Consider the following 25,056-nt stretch of genomic DNA (forward strand, 5'->3'; position numbering starts at 1 on the left):
AAGAACAGCAGCCGACAAGTGGTCAGCGTTCGACGGGGCGGACGGTCACCGCGGTCGGCGAGAGCACGGACTCGACCCACACCTCGGTGCCGCGGGCGACCGGCGCGTCGGCCTGCGCCGCGTACTTCACCGGCTGGCCCGCGAGATGCAGCAGCACCTCGCCGTAACCGCCGGCAGGGATCGCCGTCACGACCGCGCCCGAAGTCCCCGTCAGATCTTCGCCCCGTGGTGCGGGCGCGGAACCGTCGCGCATGAACGCCCGGCTGAACCTCCAGGTCAGCCAGGCCACGCCGACCCCCGTGACCACGCCCGCACCGGTGGCGCCCCCCGCCCCCGTACTGGTGGTGCCGAGCACGATCGCCCCCGTGAAACCGAGGGCTGACACGAACCCGGCGATCACCGGCAACGACAGAAACCCGTCCAGCCCCCCGCCGAAACCGTCGAGGACCCCCTCCAACACCCCGTCGAAGACCAGGGACAGGACCAGCAGCACCAGACCTCCGATGCCGAGACCAAGAAACCAGACCATGTCCCGCTCCCTCGGCTGCCGGGCTATTTCCGCCGTCGGGGGCATCGTGGCACTGCACCGCACATGAGTTCATTGCCGTACTTCGGCAGTCTTTACGCGCTCTTGATGCCGTCCTTACGCGCACAGCACTCGGCCGTCATCGCACCGTTGAAGTTGCCGCGGGCGGCGGAAGCCCGCACAGCGCATCCCCGCCCACCAGGATCACCGCTGGTGAGCCGGGAAATCTGGTCGGCACTGCCCGAACGCTCCGGTCTGCGTCTCTCCCACGCCGTCGCCGTCGCCCGCGGCCCGCAGGCGTACGGAGAGGCCGACCCGGTCCCGCAGGAGGTCGAGCGGGCCCTGATCGGGAGGTTCGGCGACCGGCACGTTCTGCTCACCACCAAGGGCGGCCGGATCGTGTGCATCGCCCCCGGCGACCAGGACGACGTCCTGGCCTACTTCGCCCTACAGGCGTATGCCGCCACCGGCGGCGGCCGGGCAGCCATCGGCCGGCCCCAGCCCGGACCCAGAGGGGTCGTCCACTCCTACGAGGAAGCAGTAGGCGAGGGGCAGAGAGGGTGGGGTCGAGGGCTCCGGGCAGGGGGCACCGGTTGCCGACCGGTCTGCCCGGCGCTCCTGGCTCGGAGAGTGCGCGCTGTCCCATCAGCCCGCCCGGCGCCGAAAGAGCCTTGGGTCTCGGAATGTTGCCGGGATCGGCAACCAGGAGCGTGATCGGGTGCGCGTCAAGGACCTGTCGACGTCGCGTACGGAACGTGTAAGGTCCGTGGCGGTGTGCCGGGAAGTCTGGTCGGCGAACGAGGGACGCGTGTCTTCTTCTGTCGATCGGGGGCTTCCGTAGTGGTGCTCGTCGCTGTCTTCGGGGCTGCGCTGCTTGTCACGGTCCTGCTGTCCGGGCTCGCCGCCCGGACCGCCCTTGCTGCCTGTCGTGAACCCCGATGCCTCACCCGTTCACATGGCCGCACTCATGGAGCGCTCCGGCAGCTCTGTCGTTTTGGTCGTCGAGTATGACGACGACCGGCCGCACGTGTTCGGCATCGTCGATGCGGCCACCCTGCTCCGCTACTACCTCTGATCGGCCCGCCGGCCGGTACACCTCAACGACCTTCCCCGGGGAACCATGAACTCCCAGCGCCGCGCCGCCACCAACTTCGTTCTCCTCGGCCTCCTCCAGGCCACCCTCGGCACCGTCTTCACCATCGCCGGGAGCAAGGACTTCGCCGCCCCGCTCTTCTGGTGCGCCACATTCAGCTTCGCCTGCGCCTGGTTCTCCGAGCGCCGGGCCACCAGGGCATGAGCCCGCGGAGCCGCACCATCTGGCACCGGACATGGGGAGGTGCCGCCGCGCTCATGGGCCTCGTCGTTCTCGCGGTCTCGGCCGCCGGACTCGCCGCAGTGCCCGAGACGGTGGCGGACGAGCGCCGCTATCTCCAGGCCAGGCCATGCCCGGGCAGCGTCCCCGCGCCGACGGAGAACTGCCTTCACGCCAGAACGGCACAGGTGGCCGGCGTCGTCATCCGGGACGAAACGAAGCACGAGGAGTTCACCCTCCGCCTGCGGGCAGCCCCGGGGCTGCCCGAAGAGATCGATATGGGAAGTGCAGGCCCGCTCCTCCAGCACCTCACCCCGGGCGACGAGGTGACCCTCACTCTGTGGCGCGACTACACCGTCGCCGTGGCCCGCGACGGAGCAGTCCAGAAGACAGCGGACACCCCGGAGGGCGAGGCGGTGTTCATCACGGCCTTCGTCCTTGCCATGACCTCCGTCGGCGTGTTCCTCCTGCATACCGGAGGCTCCGCGCTCGCCCGTGCCCGCACCTGGGCGACGTACGGCATCCCCGCCGTGCTGGTGTTCCGGACGAAGTGGGCCTTCGGCTCCGCGCTCTGCCCCCTGCCGGCCCTTGTCCTGGCCGCCCTGTCCGGGCTCGGGCCGGTCGCCGAGATCCTGGCCTGGTGTGCCATGGTCCCGCTCGTCCACCGGTACCTGCGCTGGAAATCCGACCGCGAACGGGGCCGTCACGCACGCCCCCTCACGACAAGGGCTCCGATCCGATATACGACGACGAACCGGTCTTCAAGAAGAGCCCGTGGGGCACCAACCGCCACGTCTGCAACCCGAACAACCCGACGTGCTTCAGGGTGGTCCTGAACACCCCTTGAACGGAAGCTGCCGTGGCTCGCTGGCAGTCGACGAGGCGAGCGGGCGGCGCCCTCTCAGGAACCCGCCGTGACCGAAGGTGCCTCCAGCCGGGTACGAAGGGTGGCTTCGAAGTCCTCGGCGCGGGCCATCTGGACGCGGAGCTTTCCGACCTGCTCGGCGGCGGCCTGCTGGTAGGCGCGGACGCGTCCCAGGAGGGCTTCGCGCTCGGCGGCGTCGAGTTCGTCATCCGAGTCGAGGCGGTCGGTGGCTTCGAGCAGGTCGCGCATCTGATCAAGTGTGAAGCCGAGCGGCTTCATCCGGCGGATGACCATGAGGCGGGCCACGTCGTTCTCGGTGTAGAGGCGGAAGCCGCCCTGGGAACGGGCGGAGGGAGCGACCAGGCCGGCCTCCTCGTAGTGCCGGATCGTACGCAGGGACAGCTCGGTCCGAGCGGCGACCTCGCCGATCTGCATGTGCTTGCCGTCCACGCCGGTGATCCTCTGGCCCTTCTCGTGACTGCCGGTCGGGGCCGAGCGGGCACCGCCGGTCTCTACCCTAACGTTAGGGTAGAGTTGCTGATGGCAGGGCGGCGTACCGCAGCCCTGCCAATGCCGTGCCGGGGCCGATGCCGCCCCCGGCGAAGTCCCGATTCTTGCAGGAGAGAAGCGTGCGCGAGCTCCTGATGCCCGGCGCCGCCGTCTGCCCGCCGTGAGGCTTCGCCCCCGGACGTGAGCCCCTGAGCCACCGCACGGGCCTGCTCCGCCACCATTCGATCTTCCGGTTCCGCACTCATGGAGCCGCCCGCGGGGCGCCGACCCGGCTCCACCGCGTCCTCCCGCACGCCCCGGCCTGCCGAACGGGGTATGCCCGAGTACGACAGGTTCCGTCTCCCTTGTCTTCTGCTGCCGTTCCTGTGTCCCCGGTCGCGCGCCTGCGTGGCCTGAAGCCCGACTGGATCTCCGATCCGAAGGTCTGGCGCATGGAGGTCCTGGCCGGCCTGGTTGTCGCCCTCGCACTGATCCCCGAGGCGATCTCGTTCTCGATCATCGCCGGTGTCGATCCCGCGCTCGGCCTGTTCGCCTCGTTCACGATGGCCGTGACGATCTCGATCGTCGGAGGCCGGCGAGCGATGATCTCCGCCGCCACGGGCGCGGTCGCCCTCGTCATCGCCCCGCTCAACCGCGAGCACGGCCTGGGCTACCTGATCGCGGCCGTCATCCTGGCCGGCGTCTTCCAGGTCGTGCTCGGCGCGCTCGGGGTGGCGAGGCTGATGCGCTTCATCCCGCGCTCGGTGATGGTCGGCTTCGTCAACTCCCTCGCCATCCTGATCTTCATGGCTCAGGTCCCCGAGATGCGGAACGTCCCCTGGGCCGTCTACCCGCTGATCGTCGGCGGTCTGGCACTCATGGTGTTCTTCCCGAAGATCACCACCATGGTCCCCGCCCCGCTCGTCTCCATCGTGATCCTCACCGTGATCACCGTCGGTGCGGCCATCGCGGTGCCGACCGTCGGCGACAAGGGTGAGCTGCCCTCGTCCCTCCCGGTGCCGGGTCTGCCCGACGTTCCGTTCACCCTGGACACCCTGACGGCCATCGCCCCGTACGCGTTCGCAATGGCGCTGGTCGGCCTGATGGAGTCGCTGATGACCGCGAAACTGGTCGACGACATCACCGACAGCCACTCGAACAAGACGCGAGAGTCGATCGGACAGGGCCTCGCCAACATCGTCACCGGTTTCTTCGGCGGCATGGGCGGCTGCGCCATGATCGGCCAGACCATGATCAACGTGAAGGTCTCCGGCGCCCGCACCCGCCTTTCGACCTTCCTCGCCGGTGCGTTCCTGATGGTGCTGTGCATCGTCTTCGGCCCGGTCGTCTCCGACATTCCCATGGCGGCCCTGGTCGCGGTCATGGTCATGGTGTCGTTCGCGACCTTCGACTGGCACTCCATCGCCCCGAAGACCCTCAAGCGGATGCCCGTCGGTGAGATCGCCGTCATGGTGATCACCGTCGTGGCCGTCGTGGCGACCCACAACCTCGCCATCGGCGTTGTCCTGGGCTCGATCACCGCCATGGTCGTCTTCGCCAAGCGAGTCGCTCACCTCGCCGAGGTCACCGCCGTGGTCGACCCCGACGGCACGACGGTCGTCTACCGGGTCACCGGCGAGCTGTTCTTCGCCTCTTCCAACGACCTCGTCGGCCAGTTCAACTACGCCACCGACCCGGACAAGGTGATCATCGACCTGAGTTCGGCGCACATCTGGGACGCCTCCTCCGTCGCCGCCCTCGACGCGATCGAGACCAAGTACGCCCAGCGCGGCAAGACCGTCGAGATCACCGGCCTCAACACGCCCAGCGCCCACCTGCACGGCAAGCTCAGCGGCGAACTCGCCGCCGGTCACTGACGAGGAAGGGCGTACCGGCCGGCCTCGTCGACGGATCAGGCTTTCTCGGCGGTCAGGCGGGGACGGTCGGTGGTGAGCATGGCGATGTCCTCGACGTCGGACGCCAGGATCGTGACGCGGCCGGGCCGGGCCGGGCTGGGCCGGGCTGGGCGAGGGCGGTGGCGCAGAGCATGGCATCGATGGCGTACTTGTGACCGTGCAGCCCCGCCGTGCGCAGCAGAACGCCACATCCCGCGCTCTGAGTTCCTTCGGAGGGCTGATGGTCGGGCAAACCCGACCATCAGCCCTCGACCTGGCTGTCATGACCCGGAGAGCGTCAGTCGATGCAATGGCTGGGTGCTGATTCATCGAGTTGTCGTCCAAAACCCCCCGAACCGCAGGCTGTTGTGGACGGTCGGCTGGACCGCCGCCGCCGGCTGGGCAGCGGCCTTTCCTCTTGTATCCGCCATTGGGACCCACCGGGTCTGGGGGACCTGCGCAGCGGTCGGCTACCTGGCCGCGGCCGGAATCACCCTCGGGCCGGACCGGGCACGGATCCGGACCGCCGCGGTCGGCGCCGCGCTCGCCGGTGCGGTCGTCCTGCCGACGCTGTACCTGCTGGCGTGCGGGGCCGCCCAGAGCGAGGTCGAGGTCATCGAGCGCGCCGGCCGGCTCCTGTTGGAGCGGGCGACGCCCTACCTCGACGACCCGCGCTCCGTCATCGAGGTCAACCCGTATCTGCCGGGCATGGCACTGCTGGGGATCCCCAAGGCGGCCCTGGGTGCGGACGACGCCGTCGCGCGCCTGCTCGGCGACGCCCGACTGTGGTGCGCGGCCGTGCTGTTGTGCTGCCTGTGGGCCGGGCGGCGGGCCTTCGGGACCGCCGCCCGGACCGGGGGCAGGAGCGAACGCGTTCCGTACCGGACCGCTGTGGGCGCGCTGATCGCCTCTCCGGTGGTCGCTCTGCCGGTCGCGGTGAGCGGGGTGGACCTGCCGCTCGCCGGTCTCCTCTGTCTCGCCCTCGCCCTCGCGGCCCGGCACCGGCCGATGGCCGCCGGGTCGGTTCTGGCGGCGGCGTGCGCGTTGAAGTGGACGGCGTGGCCCGCTGTCCCTGTCGTCATGGCACTGCTTGCCCACCGGGACGGGCCGCGGGCGGCCCTGCGCGCCGGAGGCGTCGCGCTCGCCGGCACAGTCGCGGCCGTGCTGCCCGGTGTACTCCTCTCCCCTCGGGCCATGGCCGAGCAGGTGTTGGCCTTCCCCACCGGACGCGGAGAGTTCAGGACCCCGGCGAGCAGCCCGATGCCCGGCCGTCTCCTCGCCGACCTGATCCCGTCCGGCTGGTACGCGGCCATGGGGCTGCTGCTCGCCGGCGGGCTCGTGGTGGGGGTCTCCCTCTGCGTTCGGCCGCCCCGCGACCTGGTCGCGGCCGCCGACCGGTTGGCCATCGGCCTCTCGCTCGCCTTTCTGCTCGCCCCCGCCGGGCGGTTCGGCTACCTCGCCCTGCCCGTCCTCCTCGCAGTGTGGTCGCGGTTGGTGCGCGCCGACGCCCTGGCCCCGAGCCCGAAGACGGGCGCTGTCGTACGACGGCGGGTGGGTCACCGTCCGGCGACGGACGCCGACACGCCGCTTCCGGGTCCGCCCGGACATCCGGTATCGGCCGGGGCGCCCGCTCCGGCCGATGGTGACGGTCGGCCGGAACGGGACCGTACCGCTACTCACCCGGGGGCCGTACTGTCCGCTTCCGCCACGGCACTCATGCCCCGCAGTCCGTGCGGGCGGTCCGCTACGGCTGCTCGCCGCGCAGGTGCGCCAGCACCGCCAGTACCCTCCGGTTCCCCTCGGCCGGGTCCAAGTCGAGTTTCATGAAGATGTTGCCGGAGTGCTTGACCACGGAAGCCTCCGTGATCGTCAACCGCCGCGCGATGGCCTGGTTGTTGAGGCCCTCCGCCATCAGCGCGAGTACCTCCCTCTCGCGCGGCGTCAGCCGGAGCAGCGGCTTCTCCGACGCCCGCAGCAGCACCCGGATCACCTCCGGGTCGATGACCGTCTGCCCGCCTGCCACCCGGTCCAGGGCGTCGAGGAAGTCGGAGACCTCCCCCACCCGGTCCTTGAGGAGATAGCCGAGGCCTCCTCCGTCCGCCGATGCCCCGCCGAACAACTGGTTGGCGTAGGCCGTGGCGATGTACTGGGAGAGCACGAGGACCGGCAGCCCAGGATGGTGCACGCGCAGTTCGAGTGCCGCGCGCAACCCCTCGTCCCGGAATCCGGGGGGCATCCGCACATCCGTGATGACCACGTCGGGGCGGTCCGCGTCCACGGCGCGGGCCAGCTCCCCGGCTTCGCCCACGGCGGCCACCACCTCGTGGCCGGCCCGGGAGAGGAGTTCCACCAGTCCGGCACGCAGCAGCACGGCGTCCTCGGCGAGCACTACGCGGAGCACGGCACCTCCACCCGCAGCTCGGTCGGTCCGCCGATGGGACTGGTCACGGTGAGCCTGCCCTTCAGAATCGCCACACGGTCGGCCAATCCTTGCAAACCGGAGCCGACGGAGGGATCGGCCCCTCCGCGGCCGTCGTCGCTCACGACGAGCACGAGCTGATCGCCCTCCAGTCGTCCGCGCACCGCGACCGCTTCCGCGCCGCTGTGCTTGGAGGCGTTGGCCAGTGCCTCGGTGACGGTGAAGTACGCCGTGTTCTCCACCGGGGCGGCCAACCGCCGCGGAAGTTCGATGTCCACCGTGACCGGTATCGGGTTGCGCAGGGAGAGTTCGGCGACCGCGGCGGCCAGCCCGTGGTCGGTGAGCACCTGCGGATGGATGCCGCGGACCAGGTCGCGCAGTTGGTCGAGGGCCAGCCGGGCCTCTCCCCGGGCACGGGCGATCAGCGGCAGAGCGGGGGAGTCCTGTTCCCGAAGCTCCAGTTCGGCCAGACCCAGCGTCATACTCAGCGCCACCAACTGCTGTTGGGCACCGTCGTGCAGGTCCCGTTCGATGCGCCGTCGCTCGGCCTCGAAGGCGTCGGCCAGCCGGGCTCGTGACCGGGTGAGTTCGATGACCCTGCTGCGGAGGTCCTCCTCGCGGGCGGAGAGCAGGAACTGGGCCACCCTGACCTGGGCACCGGCCAGCAGAGCGCCCGCGTATGCGGCGAGCACCAGACCCGCCAGACCGGTGAGGGTCCCGGGGAGCGCGCCGACAGGGTCGGAGACGGGTTGTCCGGGAACGAGCATCACCGTGTCCGGTGCGATGGCCCAGACGATGACCGGGGTAAGGAGCAGCATGGCGGACAGGGACAGCAGGGCGGTGAAGCCGAGGCCGGCTGCCGCGAACACCACGGCGAACACCAGCGTGTACGACAGCTCCCGCCAGGTGGCGCGCTCCTTCAACCGGGTGCGCAGCCAGCGCAGGGCACCGGTCCCCGGTAGCGCCCCGTGCGGGTCCACCAGCGGGACCGGCTCGACGAGCCGTAGTCGCCGTCGTTCCAGCGCCGCGACCGGAATCCCGATCACCGCAACCCCGGTCAGCAGGACCAGCCCGACGCCGAACACCGACAGGCCGATCCCCGCGAACAGCAGTGCGGCCAGCAGCACGAGCAGCAGGGCCCCCAGCACGGTGCCGCTGAGCAGGAAGCCCCAGGCGCGTAGGGGCCAGAGGGAGAGCAGGAAACGGCTGGGACGCCGCCGTACGGCTGCCCAGACGGCGACGTTCATGGCGGGGTTCCTCCAGGACGGTGAAAGTACCGCACCGCCTCATCGCGCATCGTGCCCCCCAGGTCCCGGCATGATCGGTGACAGAAGCCCAGCCCATGCAAGGCGACACAGGCGGGCGGACGCCAGACCCGGCGGCACGTCTCGACGGTTTCTTCCACAAGTCGGACGGCGGCTGTTCGCTGAACGGCGGGGGCGAAGCGCCGTGCTTCGCCCCGCACCGTCTCGCAGGCGGCCGGCGCCTCGACTCGGCGTGCGGCCACCCCATCTCCTCCGCACCGCCCCGTCGGCCGAGCCGCGGTGCGGCCGGTCGCCGCACGTGCAGGGAGCCGAGCCGGACGGCAACCGGAGCTCAGTCAGGTCAGAACAGGTTCTGGTACTGCTGCCAGCCGGCACCGATCCTGACGCGGGCCTTGAACGGCGCGGACGCCTTGCCGGTGCCCTTGTAGAGCCACAGGACCCCCTTGGGGTCGCGGGCGAGGAGGTCGCTGCGGCCGTCGGCGTCGACGTCGCCGGTGGCTACCAGCTTGTTGAACTGGTTCCAGCCACCGCCGACCCGGATGCGCGGGGCGAACGGCTTGCGTCCGTCGCCGGTGCCCTTGTACAGCCAGAGCACGCCCTGCGCGTCGCGGGCGACGATGTCCGGCCTGGTGTCGCCTGAGAAGTCGCCCACCCCGGTGATCTGGGAGTACTGGTTCCAGCCGGCGCCGACCTTGACGCGCGGCGCCATCGTGCCGTTCGCCCTGGTCTGGTAGCGCCACAGGACACCCTGCCGGTCGCGGGCCAGCAGGTCGGGGTGGGCTGCGCGGGCCAGGGTGCCGGGCGACAGGACGCTGGTGTACTGCTGCCAGCCGGTGGCCACCTGCTTGAGGTTCCCCCCGCGCCACAGGTTCACCACCCCGTTGGACATGACGTGGTACGCGCCGTCCTGGTACCCCGTCAGGTCCGGGTCCACCGAGACGGCGTACTTGAGGCCCTTCCAGACATAGGCGCCCGACCGGGTGTCGAAGCCGCCGGTTCCGTTGGGGAGGTAGGCGTACATCTGACCCGACGGCAGGATCCCGCTCAGGATGAAGAGCGGCGCGGTGGGCGTCGGCTTGAGCGCGGCCTCGGCGGCGCGTGGGGCCGTGCCGTCTGTCGGACCGGATGCCGAGGGGGCGTCGGCGACGGCGGTACCGGTGGCGGTGGCGGACAGGGTGAGGGCCGTGGCCACGGTGGCCAGGCGGGCGAGACCCCGCCGGCGGTGGGTAAATCGCTGCAAAAGGAACTCCGGATGGTCAGGGGAGGAGCCGGGCACGTGGTACCTCATGCCTGCGAGTGGGCAGGCCGGATCAGGCGTTCTGACACGAGCCGGACGTTCCGCCCTAGGTCCAACAGACTAAGCCAAGACGTATACGCGAGAGCGTCTGCCCCCTTGCCGGGTGGTGGGAGGGCTTGCGGGGCGGGAAGGGTGCCGATTCGATGACACGGCGTGGCCCGGTTCGAGGTTCCAGCGGCGGTGTCATCCACGATGCATCGTGAGCGCGGCGCTGGCGACACCCTGTGGTTCGGCACCGAATGCGATCAGGAACCGGACTCACGGAGTGACAACTCCTTCTGGCCAACGGAGATTTGCCGCGCCCGGTGTCGGTTAGGCTGGCGGTGGAAGACCGATTCCGACGCCCTTGACCAGGCCGTCCGGCGGAGGCATCGCTGACGTCACGTCATGCCAGGCGGCGGAAGACGGGTTTGACCGGTCGTCCGGCCATCCAGGGAGTGGGGTCGGCGGCGTCCAGTGCCTTGCGGTACACCGCACACGCCTGGGCGACCGCATCGACGGTGTGATCGATGTCGGTGTCGTCGAGCGCGCTGCTCACCACGAACGAGGGGGCCAGCACCCCGCCTGCGAGGAGCCGGCGCAGGAACAGGGTGCGGTACTGCTGAGACGGCCGCAGGTTCTCGTCGAGGGTGGCGAAGACCAGGTTGCTGGGGCGGCCCCGGACGACGATGTGGTCGCCGACGCCCATGCCCGCCGCGGCGTCGCGGACACCGGCGGCCAACCGCTCGCCGATGGCGTGCAGCCGCTCGGTGATTCCCTCTTCGGCGTAGGTGGTCTGTACGGCCATCGCGGCTGCCAGGGAGTGTGTCTCCGCACCGTGCGTGGTGGACAGCAGGAAAACCCGGTCGCCGGAGTGACGCAGCCCGCCCCGCTCCATCAGGTCACGGCGCCCGGCCAGCGCGGAGACGGCGAATCCGTTGCCCAGCGCCTTGCCGAACGTGGAGAGGTCGGGGACGACGCCGTACAGGCCCTGGGCGCCCGCTTCGGACCAGCGGAAGCCGGTGATCATCTCGTCGAAGATCAGCACACAACCGTGCCGGTCGGCGAGTTCACGCAGACCCGCCAGGTACCCGGGCGGGGGCTCGGTGTGCGTGGCGGGTTCGAGGATCAGGCAGGCTACTTCGTCCTGGTGTCGGCTGAGCAGTTCCTCCGTGGCTGCCAGATCCCCGTACGGGAACGCCACGGTGAGCTCGTCGGTCGCCGCAGGGACACCGGCGGACATCGGCGTGGTGCCGATGAACCAGTCGTCGACGGAGAAGAACGGATGGTCGGCGCAGACGGCCACCCGCGGGCGCCCGGTGGCGGCGCGGGCGAGGCGCACCGCGGCAGTGGTGGCGTCGGAGCCGTTCTTCGCGAACTTCACCATCTCGGCTGTCGGCACAGTGGCCAGGAAGCGTTCCGCGGCTTCGACCTCCACGATGGACGGCCGGACGAAGTTGCTGCCGCGGTCGATTTCCCGCCGCACCGCCTCGACCACACGCGGGTGGGCGTGGCCGAGGCTGACCGACCGCAGGCCGGAGCCGTACTCGACATAGCGGTTGCCGTCGACGTCCCACACACGGGCACCGCGGCCGTGGCTGATGACCGGGGCCAGGTCCTCGGGGTACTGGTCGTCCCCCTTGGCGTATGTGTGCGCGCCCCCGGGGACCAGGGCGTGCAGCCGCTCGTTCGCCGTCCGCGACCGGGGCAGGAGGAACTCTTCGGTGTCCACGCGAACTTCACCCTTCTTCTTGCTTCAGTACCGCGGCGAGGCTCGGCGCCTCCCGGTCCCGCCGGGACATCGATGTGACCGGCAGCGGCCAGGGGACGGCGAGCTCCGGGTCGTCGAAGGCGATCGTCACGTCCTCGGCCGGATCGTGCGGGCGGTCGATCCGGTACGAGGTGTCGGCGGTCTCGGTCAGCGCCTGGAAGCCGTGCGCGCACCCCGCCGGGACGTAAAGGGTCGTCTGCGTGTCGCCGGACAGCTCGAAGGAGGCGACATTGCGGTAGGTCGGCGAGTCCGTCCGCAGATCCACGACGACGTCGAAGATCCTCCCGTACGAGCACCGCACCAGCTTGGCCTCACCGGCGCCGGAACGCAGGTGCAGTCCGCGCAGTACGCCACGGACCGAGCGGGACACGCTGTCCTGGACGAAGGCGCCGGGGTCGAGGCCGACCGAGCGGACCACATCGGCGTCGAAGGTGCGGCAGAAGAAGCCGCGTTCGTCTGCGTACGGCGCCGGCTCGAACAGATATGCGCCGGCGATCGCCGGGACTTCGGTCGCTTTCATGGAGTCTCCCTCACTTCACGGGTGTGTCCCGTCGCCGGGAACAGCGCCGTGGTCAAGGCGGTGAACTGCTGCTCCAGACACCGGGTGGCGGTCAGGTTCCGCTCGGAGAGGGTCAGCCGCAGTTCCGCCGATCCACGCTCCAGCTCCCGGAACTGGACGAGCAGCCGCTCGGCGTCGACCTCGCGAGCCGGGTGGCAGTAAGCGGCGAGCCCCATCCGGTCCATGAGCGCGTCGCTCTTCGCCGCATAGCTGAGCGCGAGCGTGGGCGTACCGACCTTCAGCGCGCAGACCAGGTTGTGGTAGCGGGTCGCCACCACGGTGTCGGCGGCCGCCGTCTCCTTCATCAGGTCGGTCAGCGAGGACGCCCCGGCAGCGGTGACCAGCGGTGAGTCCACCGCGTCGAGGATCGCCTCGACCACCGGCACATCGACCTCGTCGCCGGTGAGCAGCCGGACCGGCCTGCCGTCCCCGACCAGCGCGCGGACGAAGCGGATCGTCCCTTCGAGGTAGCGCCGGTGGATCTCATCGGCCCTGGCGCGGTCGTCGTCGCCGCCGTGGAAGTCCATCACTCCGACGCAGACCAGACCCGACGGACGCGAGGGCGCGCTCGCCGGAAGCGCCGGCAGGGCGAACGCCAGATCCGGGTAGATCTCGTCGCGCGCGGTGTCCACGCCCATCGCCCGCATCGCGTCGCGGGACAGCGCGTCCCGGTACGACCGGTAGGCGGCCAGCCGAGCCGACCAGCGCACCAGGATCCGGGTCGGCCGGTTGCCGATCGCATCGGCGCCGACGCCGACCAGCGCCACCCGGGTGCGCATCAGCCGCCCTGTCGCGCACAGCAGGAACAGCGAGTACGGGAAGCCCCACGGCCGTAGCGGAAGCGTTGCCTCCAGGACGCCCATGCCCGGCACGATCACCACGTCGTGCCGGCGCACCCAGGCGGCGGTGCGGACGACGTCGGCGAGTTTGCCCAGACCCTTCGCCGCGATCGCGCCCGCACGCGACGCGGTCCGGTATTCCCCTCGATACCAGTGCAGCCGCCTCGCGGGTATCCCGTACCGGGCCGCGACGACCTCGGGTCCCCCGCACAGAGCGTCCACGACCGCCTCAGGGTGCTCGGCGCGCAGGTATCCGAGCACGGCTTCGAGCGACCCGTCGTTGCCGAGGTTGCCGGAGCCGAGCAGGCCGAACAGCCCGACGCGAACCGGGTTTCGGTCCGTTGAGGTCAAGCCCGCCTCCCCTCACGGCCGGCGACGAGAGCGTCGACGGAGACGGCGAGCCGGGCCGGGTCGACCGGTGCGCGGTCCTCGACCCGCTCGCCGGCGCCCGGCCTGACCCGGCTGGTCATCCACGCGGCCAGGTGGCGATGGCAGGCGCGCCGGTCGGCGGGGGACAGCGGCGCCCGCCGGATCGCCGCGACGAAGCCCCAGACGTACTCGGCGAGCAGCCGGGGCGTCGGGTGCAGCGGGCCTGCCCGGCGCGGGTCCAGGTTGACGCAGCGGGAGCGCTTGGAAGGGTTCGCCCGCTCGGCGCGGGTGGGGTGGTCGCGGCGGAAGTACAGCAGCTCCGGCACCTGGTGGAAGGGCCCGTGCAGGGTGATCTCGGCGACGAATGTGCGGTCCGCGTGGTGGTAGCTGCCGTGGGGCTGCACCCGGCGCAGCATGTCCGCCCGCATCACTCCGTAGAAGTCGTCGCCGCCGGGCTCGAACAGCAGACTGCGGAAGCGCTCCGGGGCGTGCGGCGAGTCGGTCGCGAGCCCGTAGTCGTACGGGACCTTCACCTGGCCGGTGCCGTCGATGACGGCCTGTCCCGAGTGGGCGAGGACCACGTCCGGCCGCTCGTCCAACGCCTGAACGCAGCGACGCAGCAGGTCCCGGGCGTAGAGGTCGTCGTGCGAGGCCCACTTGAACAGTTCGCCGCGGCATTCGGTGAACACGTAGTTGTGGTTCGGCGCGGCGCCGATGTTCCGAGGCAGCCGGATGTACCGGATGCGCGAGTCCTTCCCGGCGTACCCGCGGCAGATGTCCTGGGTCCCGTCGTTCGAGGCGTTGTCCGAGATGACCAGCTCGAAGTCCTCGTAGGTCTGTCCGAGAAGGGCGTCGAGCGCCTCGGCGAGGTACTCCTCGCCGTTGTACACGGGCAGACCGATGCTCAGCCGGGGTATACGGCGAGAGGCAGTCATGGCGTCCTCACTTCATGGATCGGGTTGCGGTGGTGCTCGCGTACGGCGGACCGCAGGTGCAGCCACCACACGGCCGAGCCGCAGAGGGTCGCGGCGGCGACGCCCCACGCCGAGCCGACCGTGCCTGCCACGGCCGCCCCGCCGAGTCCACCGCCGACATAGCAGGCGGAGGCGATCAGTTGGCAGCGCAGGCTGCGCCGGGCCGCGCCGAGCGCGCGCAGCCCCGCCGCCGCGCCGGTACCGAGTCCGGCGCCCGCGACGCCGAGCGTGGCCGGCACGATGAGTTCCGAGGCGGAGTGCCAGACGCCGCCGAGTGCGAACTCCCCGAACCGGTCCGGCACCAGCAGCAGCGCCGCCCCCCAGAGCAGCGCGGCGGCGGCCTGCGCGCCGCCCAGCAGGAGGCAGAAGGCGCCCAGCCGGTGCGGGGTGTGCCGGACCACCCGTGCCGCCTCCGCGACGGTGACCAGGGACAGCCCCATCAGCACGGCGAGGAACGGCCCGAGCAGCAGCTCGGCGCCTCGGACCACCCCCACCGCGCTGACCCCGACGAGCGCGCCGAGCCCGTACGCCCGCAGTTGGCCGGCGCCACTGACACAGGTGTTCTCGACCAGATAGCGGTAGCCCAGGTCGCTGTGCTCGCGAACCCACTCGCGCGCTCCGGTCGGGTGGGGCCGGATCCCTGACTGGAAGCAGCCGTACACCGCGGCCACCGCGGCGGATGCGCCCCAGGCGAGCACGAAGGCGGCCACGCTGCCCGCCCGGGCGGCCACCACCATGGCCGGGACGAGGGCGAGGCCCCACACGACGTCGTTGACGAACGCCTTTCGCCCGGTGCCGGCGGCGAAGAACGAGTACCGCCAGGCGTCCTGCAGCAGCAGCCCGGGCAGGATGACGCCGAGGCAGGTGAACGCGGGTCCCACACTGCCGCCGAGAGCCGGTCCGCTGACCAGGCACACGGCGCCGATGACGGCACCGACACCGAGTGCGGTACCCGACGACCGGGCCACCGCCCCGCGCCAGGAGCCGTCCGGCACGCCACTGAAGCGCACCACGAGCGGGTCGGTGGCCAGCCCGCGGGAGACGCTGAGCACCACTCCGTAGGTCACCCAGGCCAGGCTGAACACACCGAACGCGGCCGGCCCGAGCGAGCGGGCCACATAGATCCCCACCGCGAAGTTGGTCATGCTGGAGGCAGCCTGGTCGGCCAGCCCCCAGGACAACCGGCCGAACACGGCCCGCTTGGCGGCCCGCCGGGTGTGCCCGGCCGGGGCCGCCGATGCCCTCGCCTTCTCCCGCTCGGTGGTCATCGGCGTCAGGCCTTGACCAGCCCGGCGCCGTGCAAGGCGTCGGCCGCGTCGGCGACGGTGTCGAACGGCAGCCCCGACCGCTCGGCGACTTCCAGCAGACTGTGGTCGCCGTCGGAGAGGCTGAGCACCCAGAGCATGGCCATCTGGGCCTGCTTGGCGTCGCTCCGTCCGCCGAGCGAGTCGTACAGACCACGTCGGCCCAACTGCGGTTCGCCGTAGGGGCTGAGGTTGACGAACCGCCGGTTGCGGTCCAGCACGGCGAACGCCTCGCGGCATAGGGCGAGCGTGTCCGCCATCGCCTCGGGGGACACGAAGTCCAGGTTGTCCGCCGAGGTGTGGTATTCGGGGTAGCCGGCATACGGGGTCCGGCTGAGCGAGCCCACGCCGAGATCGAACCCGGGTGAGCAGAACTGCCGTTCGTCGTAGCCGTACGGAGTGAACTCGGCTATACGGTGCGGGCGTTCGGAGGCGGCCAGCACATGCCGCAGCACCCGGTCGATCTCCGCGTCGCCACGTCTGCTCTGCTTGTACGTCAGTTGGCCCGAGTCGCCGGCGCAGGCCAGCACCAGCCCGTGCTTGACCCGGTCCATCCGCTCCGCGTTGCGGGCCAGCCAGGTGATCGCCCCGATGGTGCCGGGCGCGAACAGGAAACGGTAGGTGTAGTACGGCCTCCGCTTCGCCAGCGAACGCGCCAGGAACGTCGCAACCGCGATGCCGGCCAGGTTGTCGTTGGCCAGCGAGGGGTGGCAGACATGGCAGGAGACGATCACCTCGTCGGCGACCTGCCCGGGCACCACGTGCTCGGCGTAGGTGAGGTGGCCGTCGGAGAGCGTGGAGTCGACGCGCACCTCGTACTCGCCGTCCGGCAGCGCGTCCAAGGTCTCCTGGGCCAGGCAGAACCCCCATTCCGGCTCGTAGTAGCTGGTGCGGTACGGCACCCAGGCCGGGTGGTCCGGCAGGGTGTGCAGATGCCCGCGCAGCTCGGCCAGCGGCATGGTCGCCGACACCGGCACGCTGTAGCCGAGTACGTGCAGGCTGGATGCGGCGAAGTCGACGACCCGGTGACCTGAGCTGTCGGCGATGTACGCGTCCCGGATGTTCCACTCCTGCGGCACCGTCCAGTCGAGCACCCGAGTCCCGGTCGGCACCTCGTGCACCCGCAGAGGAATGTGCTCGCCGACGATTTCCAGGGTGGCGCGCACGCCGTCGCCGGTGATGCTCCGGCACAACGGGTACAGCCGTTCCACCAGCGTGTACATCTGCGCGCCGACCGCGGTCATCGGCGCCACCGCAGGGTGCCGTCGACCGTGCCCGCCTCGGACGCCGCGCGCAGCACGGCAAGCCGGGTGAAGCGCCGTTCGAAGTCCTCCGAGGTCAGCCCGTATTTCCGGTAGGCGTCGGCGAGTTCGAGCGCGCCCTGCTTGACGGTCCACTCGCAGTCGAAGCCGGGCACCGCGGCTCGGAACCGGGAGAAGTCCACCCGATACGACCGGGGGTCGGCGCCGGTCTCCCCGGTGATCACCACCTTCGAGCCGGACACCGCGTCGGCGACCTGCTCGGCGATCTCGGCGACGGTGACGTTGTTGACCTCGCTGCCGATGTTGAACGCCCGGTCGTGCACCGAATCCCGCGGCGCGGTCAGCGCGGCGGTGAAGGCCTTCGCGATGTCCGCGGCGTGTACCAGCGGGCGCCAGGGCGTGCCGTCGGAGAGCACCAGCACCTCACCGGACAGGAGCGCGTGGCCCACCAGGTTGTTCAGCACGATGTCGGCGCGCAGCCGGGGGGAGTAGCCGAAAGCGGTGGCGTTGCGCATGTAGACCGGGCTGAAGTCGCCGTCGGCCAGGGCGTGCAGGTCGTCCTCCACCCGCACCTTGGACTCCGCGTAGGGCGTCACCGGGCGCAGCGGGGCGTCCTCGGACACCAGGTCCGCCGAGTCACCGCCGCCGGCGGCGCCGTACACCGAGCAGGTCGACGCGTACAGGAAGCGCCGCACTCCGGCGTCGCGGGCCAGCCGGGCCAACCGCACGGATGCGTGGTGGTTGATGTCATAGGTCAGCTCCGGCGCCAGCGATCCGAGCGGGTCGTTGGACAGCGCCGCGAGGTGGATCACGGCGTCCACCCCGGCCACGTGTTCGGCCGTGATGTCGCGCAGGTCCACCCGATGCCCCGTGGGGGTACCGCCCATAGGCGCGCCGGCGCCGATTGGGGTGGGGGTACCGCCCATAGGCGCGCCGGCGCCGATTGGGGTGGGGGTACCGCCCATAGGCGCGCCGGCGCCGATTGGGGTGGGGGTACCGCCCATAGGCGCGCCGGCGCCGATTGGGGGAGGATCCACAGGCGCGGGCCCGAGGACGCAGTCGGCGAACAGGCCGGCGTCGAGACCGACGACCTCGTGCCCGGCGGCGGTCAGTACCGGGGCCATCACGGAGCCCAGGTAGCCCTGGTGCCCGGTCAGTAGTACGCGCAAGGTTCATCCCCCCAGATTGAGCGTGAGTTTGGCGACGGCGAACGCCTCGGCGTAGCGCGTGTGGCATTCGATTCCGCGGATTCGGGCGAGGCCGATGAAGGCCTCCCGGTCGTACCATGGCCGGTGCCGTTGCGAGGGGTAGTGCTCCTGCAGCAGCCGCACCTTCTGCTCGGCGATCTCCGGCGACAACGGCTGGTATGCCGCCGGACGGCCGAGATCGCCGTCCCACTTGACGATCTCGTAGCCGAGCACGAGATGGTCGCGGAATGCGGTGGTCATCAGTTTCGCCAGGCCGCGGTGGTCCTGGTGCGCGTCATCGGTGCGCGGTGCCAGCACGAGTTCCGGCTCTGTCCCGGCGCGCAGCTCCTCGACAGCGGCCTTGGCCTCCTCCCAGTGCGCGGGGAGCCGACCGTCCGGCAGTTTGAGCACGGTCAGCCGCAGATCGGCACCCGGGCAGAAGGCGGCGAGCGCGGCCCGCTCCTCCTGCTCCCGAGCACTGCCACCGCCTGAGAGCACCAGGACGTCGATGCGGATGCCGGGCCGCGCGAGGCACAGCGTCAGCAGCGTGCCGCCGGCTCCGATGGCGATGTCGTCGCAGTGTGCGCCCACCGCGACGAGCCGGTCCAGGGACCCGGCCCCGAGCCGGATCACGCCCTCGCTCCGAAGGCGTCCCCGCCGGCCACGGCGCTCGCCGCCGCGCCGTCCCGTTCCCACACCGCCCACGGACGGTCGCCGCGGGCGTAGGCGTCGTCGAGGGCGGCGCGCTCCTTCACGGTGTCGGTCGGCTTCCAGAAGCCGCGGTGCTGGTACGCCACCAGCCTTCCTCGCTTGGCCAGTTGGGCGCATCCATCGGCGACCAGGTCCCCGTTCTCCGGGATGTGGTCGAAGACCTCCTGACGGAGCACGAAGTAGCCGCCGTTCTCCCAGAGCGGCATGTCGCTGACCGCGGTGATGCCCCCCACCAGACCGTCATCGCCCAGGTCCACGCAGTGGAAGGAGGACTGCGGCGGCACCACCATCATCGATGCCCCGGCGTCGCGCCGGGCGAACCGGTCGATCATCTCCGGCAGTGGGGCGTCGGTGAGCACGTCGGCGTAGTTGGCGAGGAACATCTCGTCGCCGTCCAGGTGGTGGCGCACCCGGCGCAGCCGCTCCCCGATCGGCGACTCGATGCCGGTCTGCACGAACGTGATCGTCCAGGAGGCGATGTCGGTGGACAGCAACTCGGTCCGCCCGCCCCGCAGTACGAAGTCGTTGGACGTGGTCTCCTCGTAGTTGAGGAAGAAGTCCTTGATGTGGTGGGCCCCGTATCCGAGGCACAGGATGAACTCCGTGTGCCCGAAGGACGCGTAGTAGCGCATGACGTGCCAGATCAGCGGCCGCGGGCCGACCATCGCCATCGGCTTGGGCATGTCGTCGGACGACCCGCTGCGCATACGCAGCCCGTAGCCGCCGCAGAACAGTACGACCTTCATGGCTTGACCTCGACAATGCTCAGTTCCGGTATGGGAAACACCAGTCGACCGCCCCAGGCGTGCATGAAGGACAGCTGCTCGACCAGTTCGTCCCGCAGGTTCCACGGGAGGACGAGGACGTAGTCCGGCCTGTCGGCGGCTATCTGCTCGGGCGGCAGGATCGGGATGCGGGTGCCGGGGGTGAACCTGCCGTGCTTGTAGGGGTTGCGGTCGACCGTGTAAGGGAGCAGGTCGGGCCGGATGCCGCAGTGGTTGAGCAGGGTGTTGCCCTTGCCCGGTGCCCCGTAGCCGACGACCGACTCACCGCGCTCGGCCGCCTCGATGAGGAACCGCAGCAGGTCCCGGCGCACCGTGGCCACCCGGGCGGAGAACTCGGTGTACCCGGAGAGCTCCCGCAGCCCTGCGGACTTCTCCCGGTCCAGCACGTCGGCGACCCTGCGACTCGGCTTGCCGGCCGACTCGGCAGGCCGGGCCCACAGCCTGATGGATCCGCCGTGTGTCGGGAGCGACTCGACGTCCACGAGCGTGAGTCCGCCGCTCTCCAGCGCCCGGATCGCGGACGCGACGGTGTAGTACTGGAAGTGCTCGTGGTAGATCGTGTCGTACTGGTTCTCCTCGATCAGGGTCAGCAGGTGCTGCACCTCGATGGAGACCCAGCCGTCGTCGGCTACCAGAGCGCGCAGCCCCCGGGTGAACCCGACCACGTCGGGGATGTGCGCATACACGTTGTTGGCCACGACCAGGTCCGCCGGGCCGTGTTCGGCGCGGACGGCCGAGCCGGTGTCCGGGGACAGGAACTCCGTGAGCGTGGGCACACTGGCGTCCCGCGCCGCGGCGCCGACGTTCACCGACGGCTCGATGCCCAGGCAGCGGATCCCCCGGTCCACCACATGCCTCAGCAGGTACCCGTCGTTGCTCGCGACCTCGACCACGAAGGCGTCGGTGCCGAGACCCAGCCGTTGTACGGCGTCGGCGACGAATGTGCGTGCGTGCTCCACCCAGGAGGTCGAGTAGGAGGAGAAGTAGGCGTATTCGCTGAACGTCTCCTCCGGAGTGATCAGCGGAGGGAGCTGCGCGAGCCAGCAGTCGGTGCAGACCCGCAGATGCAGTGGGTACGTGGGCTCGGGTCGGTCCAGTTCGTCCGCTGCGAGGAAGCTCTCACACGGCGGGGTCGCCCCCAGATCGACCACGCTCGCCAGCGCCGCCGAGCCGCAGAGTCGGCATCGTGTCATCAACTGCCCCCATCCCGCTCGCCCGGGTTCCCCCGCGACGAGCCAGTGCTTCTTTCCCTTGACGGCGACGGGCTGTCCCCGCCGCCTGACCGACCCGCGATCGCGGTGCGGTACCCATCCACCAGGCGCTTCAGCCCGACGTCCGGGCTGAAGTCCTGCTCGTAACGGCGCCGGGCCGCCCGGCCCATCTCCCGGTTGCGGGCCGACTCGGCCGTGATCCGGCGCAGGCAGGCCGCGAGTGATGCGGGATCGCCCGGCCGGTGGAGCAGCCCGGTCACACCGTCCTCGACCAGTTCGACGAAGGCGCCGTGACCGGCGGCTACCGCCGGGACCCCCGCCGCCATCGCCTCCACGACCACCAGGCCGAAAGCCTCCAGCCAGGTCGAAGGAGCCACCACGGCGACCGACCGCGCGATGGCCTTACGGCACTCGTCCTGGTCGTACAGACCGACGTACCGCACGTCGTCCCGGCCGGCAGCCCAGGCGGCGACCTCGCCCTCCAGCGGACCCGTTCCGGCGACCACGAGCGGCACGCCCACACCGCCGCCGGCGGCGATCTCCTCCCACGCGGCCATGAGCAGCCGCACGCCCTTCGCCTCGGCGAGCCTGCCGAGATAGAGCAGATGCTCGCCGGCGCCCGATCGGCGGTCGTCCGGGTCGGGTACGAAGTTGTGCTTCACCGCAAGCCGCTCGGGCGGCATGCCGGCCCGCACCAGGACGTCGCGCTGTGCGGCGGAGATGCAGAAGAACCGCTCCACGCCGGACCACCATCGCCTCCGGTTGACCGACAGGCTGACCGCGAGCGGCACCGTCGCCAGCCGGGAGTCCCGGTAGCAGCCGTGCCGGACGGCGGGGAGCGGCGCGGCCCCGACACACTGGGTGCACGGCCGGCCGCCCCGCTGCAGCGTGCCGGGCGGGCAGATCTGGGTGTAGTTGTGCAGTGTGGCGACGGCGGGCACGCCCGCGTCGGCGCAGGCCGCCAGCACCGCCGGTGACAGGAGCGGGAAGACGTTGTGGACGTGCACCACGTCCGGCCGTTCGGTGCGAAGCCGCGCGGCGAGCTCCGCACGGACCGCCGGGTTCCACGGCACCGTCAGCGCCACCGCGGCCTTGCCCAGCAGGGACCGGGCGGCGATGTCGTCGCTGCGTCGCTCGAACGACTCGACCTGGTGGCCGGCTCCGCGTAGCAGCGCCACCTCCTGGTCGACGACGTTGTTCTCTCCGCTCGGCTGCGCCGATGCGTAGCGGTTGTGCACCACGAAGACATGCATGCTCAGATCACCTCCGCTCTCCGGGCCCTTCGCGGGCCGCGTTGTCGGGGGAGTACGGGCGCCGGGAGGGGCCCGCGCGTGGCGGGTGCCGCCAGCAGTGAGGCGGCCACGGCCAGATGCAGCAGATACGGCGAGGCGTCGCCCAGCCCGGCCTCGGTGTACGACGCGATCGCGCAGTAGCTGATCAGGAAGATCGCGCAGGCCCTCGACAGCGATGGCGGCCGCAGCAGCGCCACGCCTCCCAGCACGATGATGATCGCCGCCACCAGGGCGACCCCGGTCACGCCCTGCTCGTGGTAGACCGCCAGCCAGCTGTTGTCGATCGGCAGCCCCCCGAACGACTTGTCGCCAAGTCCCGCGCCGAACAGGTATTCCGAGGTCGTCCGGGGTGCTGCCAGCAGGGCGTCCCATACCTTGGCCCGCCCGGTGAGGCTGGTGAAGTGCTCCTGGCTCTGCCCGCGCAGGAACCATGCCTGCAGCGCGGAGCCGAACCCCACCGCGGCCACCGCGGTGCACAGCACCGCCCAGGCGAAGAACCGGCGGGCGGCGGCGCTGGTCAGGATGAGCGAGCCGATCGCCAGCGTCAGTCCGATGAGCAGTCCGAGTGTGGCCGTCCGGGTGTGGGTCAGCGCGAGCAGGACGAGTGCGGGCACGATGACCAGCGCGGCACTGCCCCCGCTGGTCCGGCGGCCCAGGAGGAGCAGCACGGCAAGCCCGGTGATCACCGCGGCGTACTGTCCGATCTGCGGCGGGGTGAGTGGCCACAACGCGCCGACCAGCCGTCCGCCGTAGAGCTCGGGCATGGCGGCGCCAGGGGAGACTGCCGCTCCGGCGGCCACCGATCCGAGTACCACGAAGTAGACCCGGATGTGGTGTCGGACGAATGTCAGGCCGCCGTCCCACCACCGGCTGAGCAGCCACAGTGTGCCGACGAAGAGCGCCAGCCGGGCGCAGCGGAACAGCGCACCGAACCCGGACTCCAGGTTCGCGCTGGCCAACACGCTCGGCACCAGTAGCAGGGTGAGCAGGAACACGAAGGCGCTCGGCCGGATGCGCAGCCGGAGATTGACCGCGAGTGCCAGCGCGAACGCCGCCACCAGCGCGCCCATGGTGACCATCTGGATGAGGGAGCGGGGCAGCGGGACGATGGTCTTCGCCCCGGCGGAGCCGAGTGTGTTGAGGATCAGCAGACCCCAGGCCGCACCTACGGCCTTGGATGTGTGGGACGTGTGGTCGGTGTGGTCGACATGGTCGGTGGCCATCTCAACCACCTTCCCGTGCGCGGAAGGTGCTGCCCGCGTCCTGCTGGTACGGCGCGGCCTGCCACTGCCCCGGGTCGAGTATCCGGCTCGGGTCGTGGGCGACGAACTTCCATGGCCCGAGGTAGACGTTGTCGTGCCACCGGTTGTGCTGCTCGCGGGTGATCGCGTCGGCCACCCGCTCGCCCTGGTAGGGCGACCAGTCCGGATAGGTGCCGTAGTTGGCCAGCACCGCCATCCGGTCGCATTTGACCGTGCAGAGGACGACGGACTTGTCCAGTACGAAGCGGTTGCTGTGGATGTCCACCCGCTGGGTCTTCCACCGGCAGTCGGCGTACAGCGGTGCGGTGGCGATCGCCGGTTGTGCGCAGCGGCGGGTGTCCTTCACCAGCAATGTGCACTGACCGGACGAGGCGTTGGCCGGACTGTTGCAGAACCGGTCGGCGTTCTCCCACAGGGTGATCCCGGACCAGTTGTCCTCCAGCACGTTCCGATAGATCTCGATCTTGTCCGTGCGGGCCCGGATCCGTGGTTCGCCCCCGGACTCGGACAGGTAGACCGTCGCGAACGGGAAGTTGTCGCCGCTGTCGGCGTGCCTGCGCCCCTCGACCCAGTTGTTCCGCCGGATCGTGTTCTTCCGGATGACCGCGTTGTAGCTGGTCTCGTAGATCAGCGCGGCACCGTCGTTGGCTTCGAGCACATTGTCCTCGATGCGGAAGTCGTTGTTGTTGGTGTCAGCCCACAAGCCGGCCCCGCGGTTGTCGTGCACCCAGTTGCCGCGTACGTCCGCGCCGTTGACGGCCCAGAACTTGACGCCACCGGTGCAGCCGCAACCAGGCCGCCGCCGCTCCCAGTCGTCCCTGTTGTTGCCCGTGATCTCGTTGCCCTCGACGACCAGGCCGCTGATGGTGCCCCCCGCCTTGTACGCGTTCATGCCGTACTGGCCGTTGCCGCGCAGGCAGCTGGCGCGGACCTGCTGGCCCGCACCGGCCATCAGCCCGGCGCCGGAGTTGTTCTGGATCGTCGCGTGCTCGATCAGCCAACCGTCGGCCGAGTCGTGGTTGACCACGCCCTCGTCGTGCGGTGCGACGAATCCCTGCACGGTCAGGTAGCGGATGGTGACGTCGCGGGCGGTGCCGCCGAACGCGTACTGGTTGGTCTTCCGGCCGTCGAGCACCGCGCCCGGCGCGCCGAGGTAGCTGTTCCCCTCCTTGGGGATGACCTGGGCGTAGCGGTCCGACGCGAGCCTGTGCTTTCCCGGCCGCAGCCAGAACGTGGTGTTCGGGGGACTGCTCTTGGTCTTCGCGGCCAGGTCACCTGCCACCGCGGGATCGACCGTGACCGCCCCTGCCGGAGCCTTCGCCGGCCCGGCAGCGGGGTCGGCGCACACCCGGGGCACGGACGTGGACGGCGCGGCGGTCGGCGTCGGCCGCGTGTCCGGCGTGCTCTCACAGCCGGTCGCCGCCGGGAGGGTCAGCGCCAGCGCTGCCGCGGACACCGCCCAGTGCCGCCACTTGATCCCCAC

22 protein-coding genes and 1 pseudogene are annotated in these 25,056 nt (G+C 70.8%); 5 read left to right on the top strand and 18 right to left on the bottom strand.

Annotated elements, in window-relative coordinates; genetic code table 11:
• Positions 1-22: 22 nt before the first annotated feature.
• The gene (locus V1460_RS10330) at positions 23-529 is read right to left on the bottom strand and encodes a hypothetical protein (RefSeq protein WP_338673451.1); all 507 of its coding nucleotides are present in this window, start codon (positions 527-529) and stop codon (positions 23-25) included.
• 240 nt (positions 530-769) lie between these two features.
• Here V1460_RS10330 and V1460_RS10335 point away from each other — a divergent pair.
• The 3 genes and pseudogenes from V1460_RS10335 to V1460_RS10345 all read left to right on the top strand — a co-directional run.
• A pseudogene (locus tag V1460_RS10335) lies at positions 770-1,069 on the top strand (PucR family transcriptional regulator); the annotation flags it as partial.
• A gap of 577 nt (positions 1,070-1,646) precedes the next feature.
• Entirely contained in the window at positions 1,647-1,823 is a 177-nt protein-coding gene (locus V1460_RS10340) for a hypothetical protein (RefSeq protein ID WP_338673452.1), read from the top strand.
• Positions 1,824-1,876: 53 nt separating this feature from the next.
• Complete coding sequence (locus V1460_RS10345) at positions 1,877-2,674, top strand: hypothetical protein (RefSeq protein ID WP_338673453.1); 798 nt, start codon at positions 1,877-1,879, stop codon at positions 2,672-2,674.
• 65 nt (positions 2,675-2,739) lie between these two features.
• Here V1460_RS10345 and V1460_RS10350 read toward each other — a convergent pair whose 3' ends face one another.
• The gene (locus V1460_RS10350) at positions 2,740-3,153 is read right to left on the bottom strand and encodes a MerR family transcriptional regulator (RefSeq protein WP_338673454.1); all 414 of its coding nucleotides are present in this window, start codon (positions 3,151-3,153) and stop codon (positions 2,740-2,742) included.
• Positions 3,154-3,578: 425 nt separating this feature from the next.
• On the opposite strand from V1460_RS10350, the gene V1460_RS10355 reads away from it, so the two are divergent.
• Complete coding sequence (locus V1460_RS10355; protein ID WP_338677991.1) at positions 3,579-5,069, top strand: SulP family inorganic anion transporter; 1,491 nt, start codon at positions 3,579-3,581, stop codon at positions 5,067-5,069.
• A 336-nt stretch (positions 5,070-5,405) separates the two neighbouring features.
• Entirely contained in the window at positions 5,406-6,914 is a 1,509-nt protein-coding gene (locus tag V1460_RS10365) for a glycosyltransferase 87 family protein (protein ID WP_338673455.1), read from the top strand.
• Here the strand turns inward: V1460_RS10365 and V1460_RS10370 are convergent.
• The 16 genes from V1460_RS10370 to V1460_RS10445 all read right to left on the bottom strand — a co-directional run bounded on the left by V1460_RS10370 (position 6,832) and on the right by V1460_RS10445 (position 25,056).
• Complete coding sequence (locus V1460_RS10370) at positions 6,832-7,488, bottom strand: response regulator transcription factor (RefSeq protein ID WP_338673456.1); 657 nt, start codon at positions 7,486-7,488, stop codon at positions 6,832-6,834. The genes V1460_RS10365 and V1460_RS10370 overlap by 83 nt on opposite strands.
• Positions 7,476-8,753 carry a sensor domain-containing protein gene (locus V1460_RS10375; RefSeq protein ID WP_338673457.1) on the bottom strand — a complete coding sequence of 426 codons (1,278 nt, stop codon included), beginning with the start codon at positions 8,751-8,753 and terminating at the stop codon, positions 7,476-7,478. The genes V1460_RS10370 and V1460_RS10375 overlap by 13 nt, the downstream gene beginning before the upstream one ends.
• Before the next feature lie 358 nt (positions 8,754-9,111).
• Entirely contained in the window at positions 9,112-10,059 is a 948-nt protein-coding gene (locus V1460_RS10380) for a VCBS repeat-containing protein (RefSeq protein ID WP_338673458.1), read from the bottom strand.
• A gap of 394 nt (positions 10,060-10,453) precedes the next feature.
• The gene (locus tag V1460_RS10385; RefSeq protein WP_338673459.1) at positions 10,454-11,779 is read right to left on the bottom strand and encodes a glutamate-1-semialdehyde 2,1-aminomutase; all 1,326 of its coding nucleotides are present in this window, start codon (positions 11,777-11,779) and stop codon (positions 10,454-10,456) included.
• 7 nt (positions 11,780-11,786) lie between these two features.
• Positions 11,787-12,338 carry a dTDP-4-dehydrorhamnose 3,5-epimerase gene (rfbC, locus tag V1460_RS10390; RefSeq protein ID WP_338673460.1) on the bottom strand — a complete coding sequence of 184 codons (552 nt, stop codon included), beginning with the start codon at positions 12,336-12,338 and terminating at the stop codon, positions 11,787-11,789.
• Entirely contained in the window at positions 12,335-13,567 is a 1,233-nt protein-coding gene (locus tag V1460_RS10395) for a polysaccharide pyruvyl transferase family protein (RefSeq protein WP_338673461.1), read from the bottom strand. The genes rfbC and V1460_RS10395 overlap by 4 nt, the downstream gene beginning before the upstream one ends.
• A complete protein-coding gene (locus V1460_RS10400) occupies positions 13,564-14,520 on the bottom strand; it encodes a glycosyltransferase family 2 protein (RefSeq protein ID WP_338673462.1) in 957 nt (318 codons plus the stop codon). The genes V1460_RS10395 and V1460_RS10400 overlap by 4 nt, the downstream gene beginning before the upstream one ends.
• Positions 14,517-15,827: a hypothetical protein gene (locus V1460_RS10405; RefSeq protein WP_338673463.1), complete on the bottom strand. Its 1,311-nt coding sequence runs from the start codon at positions 15,825-15,827 to the stop codon at positions 14,517-14,519. Before V1460_RS10405 ends, V1460_RS10400 begins: the two co-directional genes overlap by 4 nt.
• 5 nt (positions 15,828-15,832) lie before the next feature.
• A complete protein-coding gene (locus V1460_RS10410) occupies positions 15,833-17,116 on the bottom strand; it encodes a DUF4910 domain-containing protein (RefSeq protein ID WP_338673464.1) in 1,284 nt (427 codons plus the stop codon).
• Positions 17,104-18,249 (bottom strand): NAD-dependent epimerase/dehydratase family protein, encoded by a 1,146-nt coding sequence (locus V1460_RS10415; protein ID WP_407077603.1) that lies wholly within the window; start codon positions 18,247-18,249, stop codon positions 17,104-17,106. The genes V1460_RS10410 and V1460_RS10415 overlap by 13 nt, the downstream gene beginning before the upstream one ends.
• Positions 18,250-18,297: 48 nt before the next feature.
• A complete protein-coding gene (locus tag V1460_RS10420; protein WP_338673466.1) occupies positions 18,298-18,945 on the bottom strand; it encodes a PIG-L deacetylase family protein in 648 nt (215 codons plus the stop codon).
• Positions 18,942-19,769 carry a glucose-1-phosphate cytidylyltransferase gene (locus tag V1460_RS10425; protein ID WP_338673467.1) on the bottom strand — a complete coding sequence of 276 codons (828 nt, stop codon included), beginning with the start codon at positions 19,767-19,769 and terminating at the stop codon, positions 18,942-18,944. The genes V1460_RS10420 and V1460_RS10425 overlap by 4 nt, the downstream gene beginning before the upstream one ends.
• The gene (locus V1460_RS10430) at positions 19,766-21,001 is read right to left on the bottom strand and encodes a class I SAM-dependent methyltransferase (RefSeq protein WP_338673468.1); all 1,236 of its coding nucleotides are present in this window, start codon (positions 20,999-21,001) and stop codon (positions 19,766-19,768) included. The genes V1460_RS10425 and V1460_RS10430 overlap by 4 nt, the downstream gene beginning before the upstream one ends.
• Positions 21,001-22,272, bottom strand: coding sequence for a glycosyltransferase (locus V1460_RS10435; RefSeq protein ID WP_338673469.1), 1,272 nt, complete (start codon positions 22,270-22,272; stop codon positions 21,001-21,003). The genes V1460_RS10430 and V1460_RS10435 overlap by 1 nt, the downstream gene beginning before the upstream one ends.
• Positions 22,273-22,274: 2 nt before the next feature.
• Positions 22,275-23,534, bottom strand: coding sequence for an O-antigen ligase domain-containing protein (locus tag V1460_RS10440; RefSeq protein WP_338673470.1), 1,260 nt, complete (start codon positions 23,532-23,534; stop codon positions 22,275-22,277).
• Between the two features lies 1 nt (position 23,535).
• A complete protein-coding gene (locus V1460_RS10445; protein WP_338673471.1) occupies positions 23,536-25,056 on the bottom strand; it encodes a right-handed parallel beta-helix repeat-containing protein in 1,521 nt (506 codons plus the stop codon).

Origin of the sequence: Streptomyces sp. SCSIO 30461 (assembly GCF_037023745.1) — a bacterium.
Classification (GTDB): domain Bacteria; phylum Actinomycetota; class Actinomycetes; order Streptomycetales; family Streptomycetaceae; genus Streptomyces.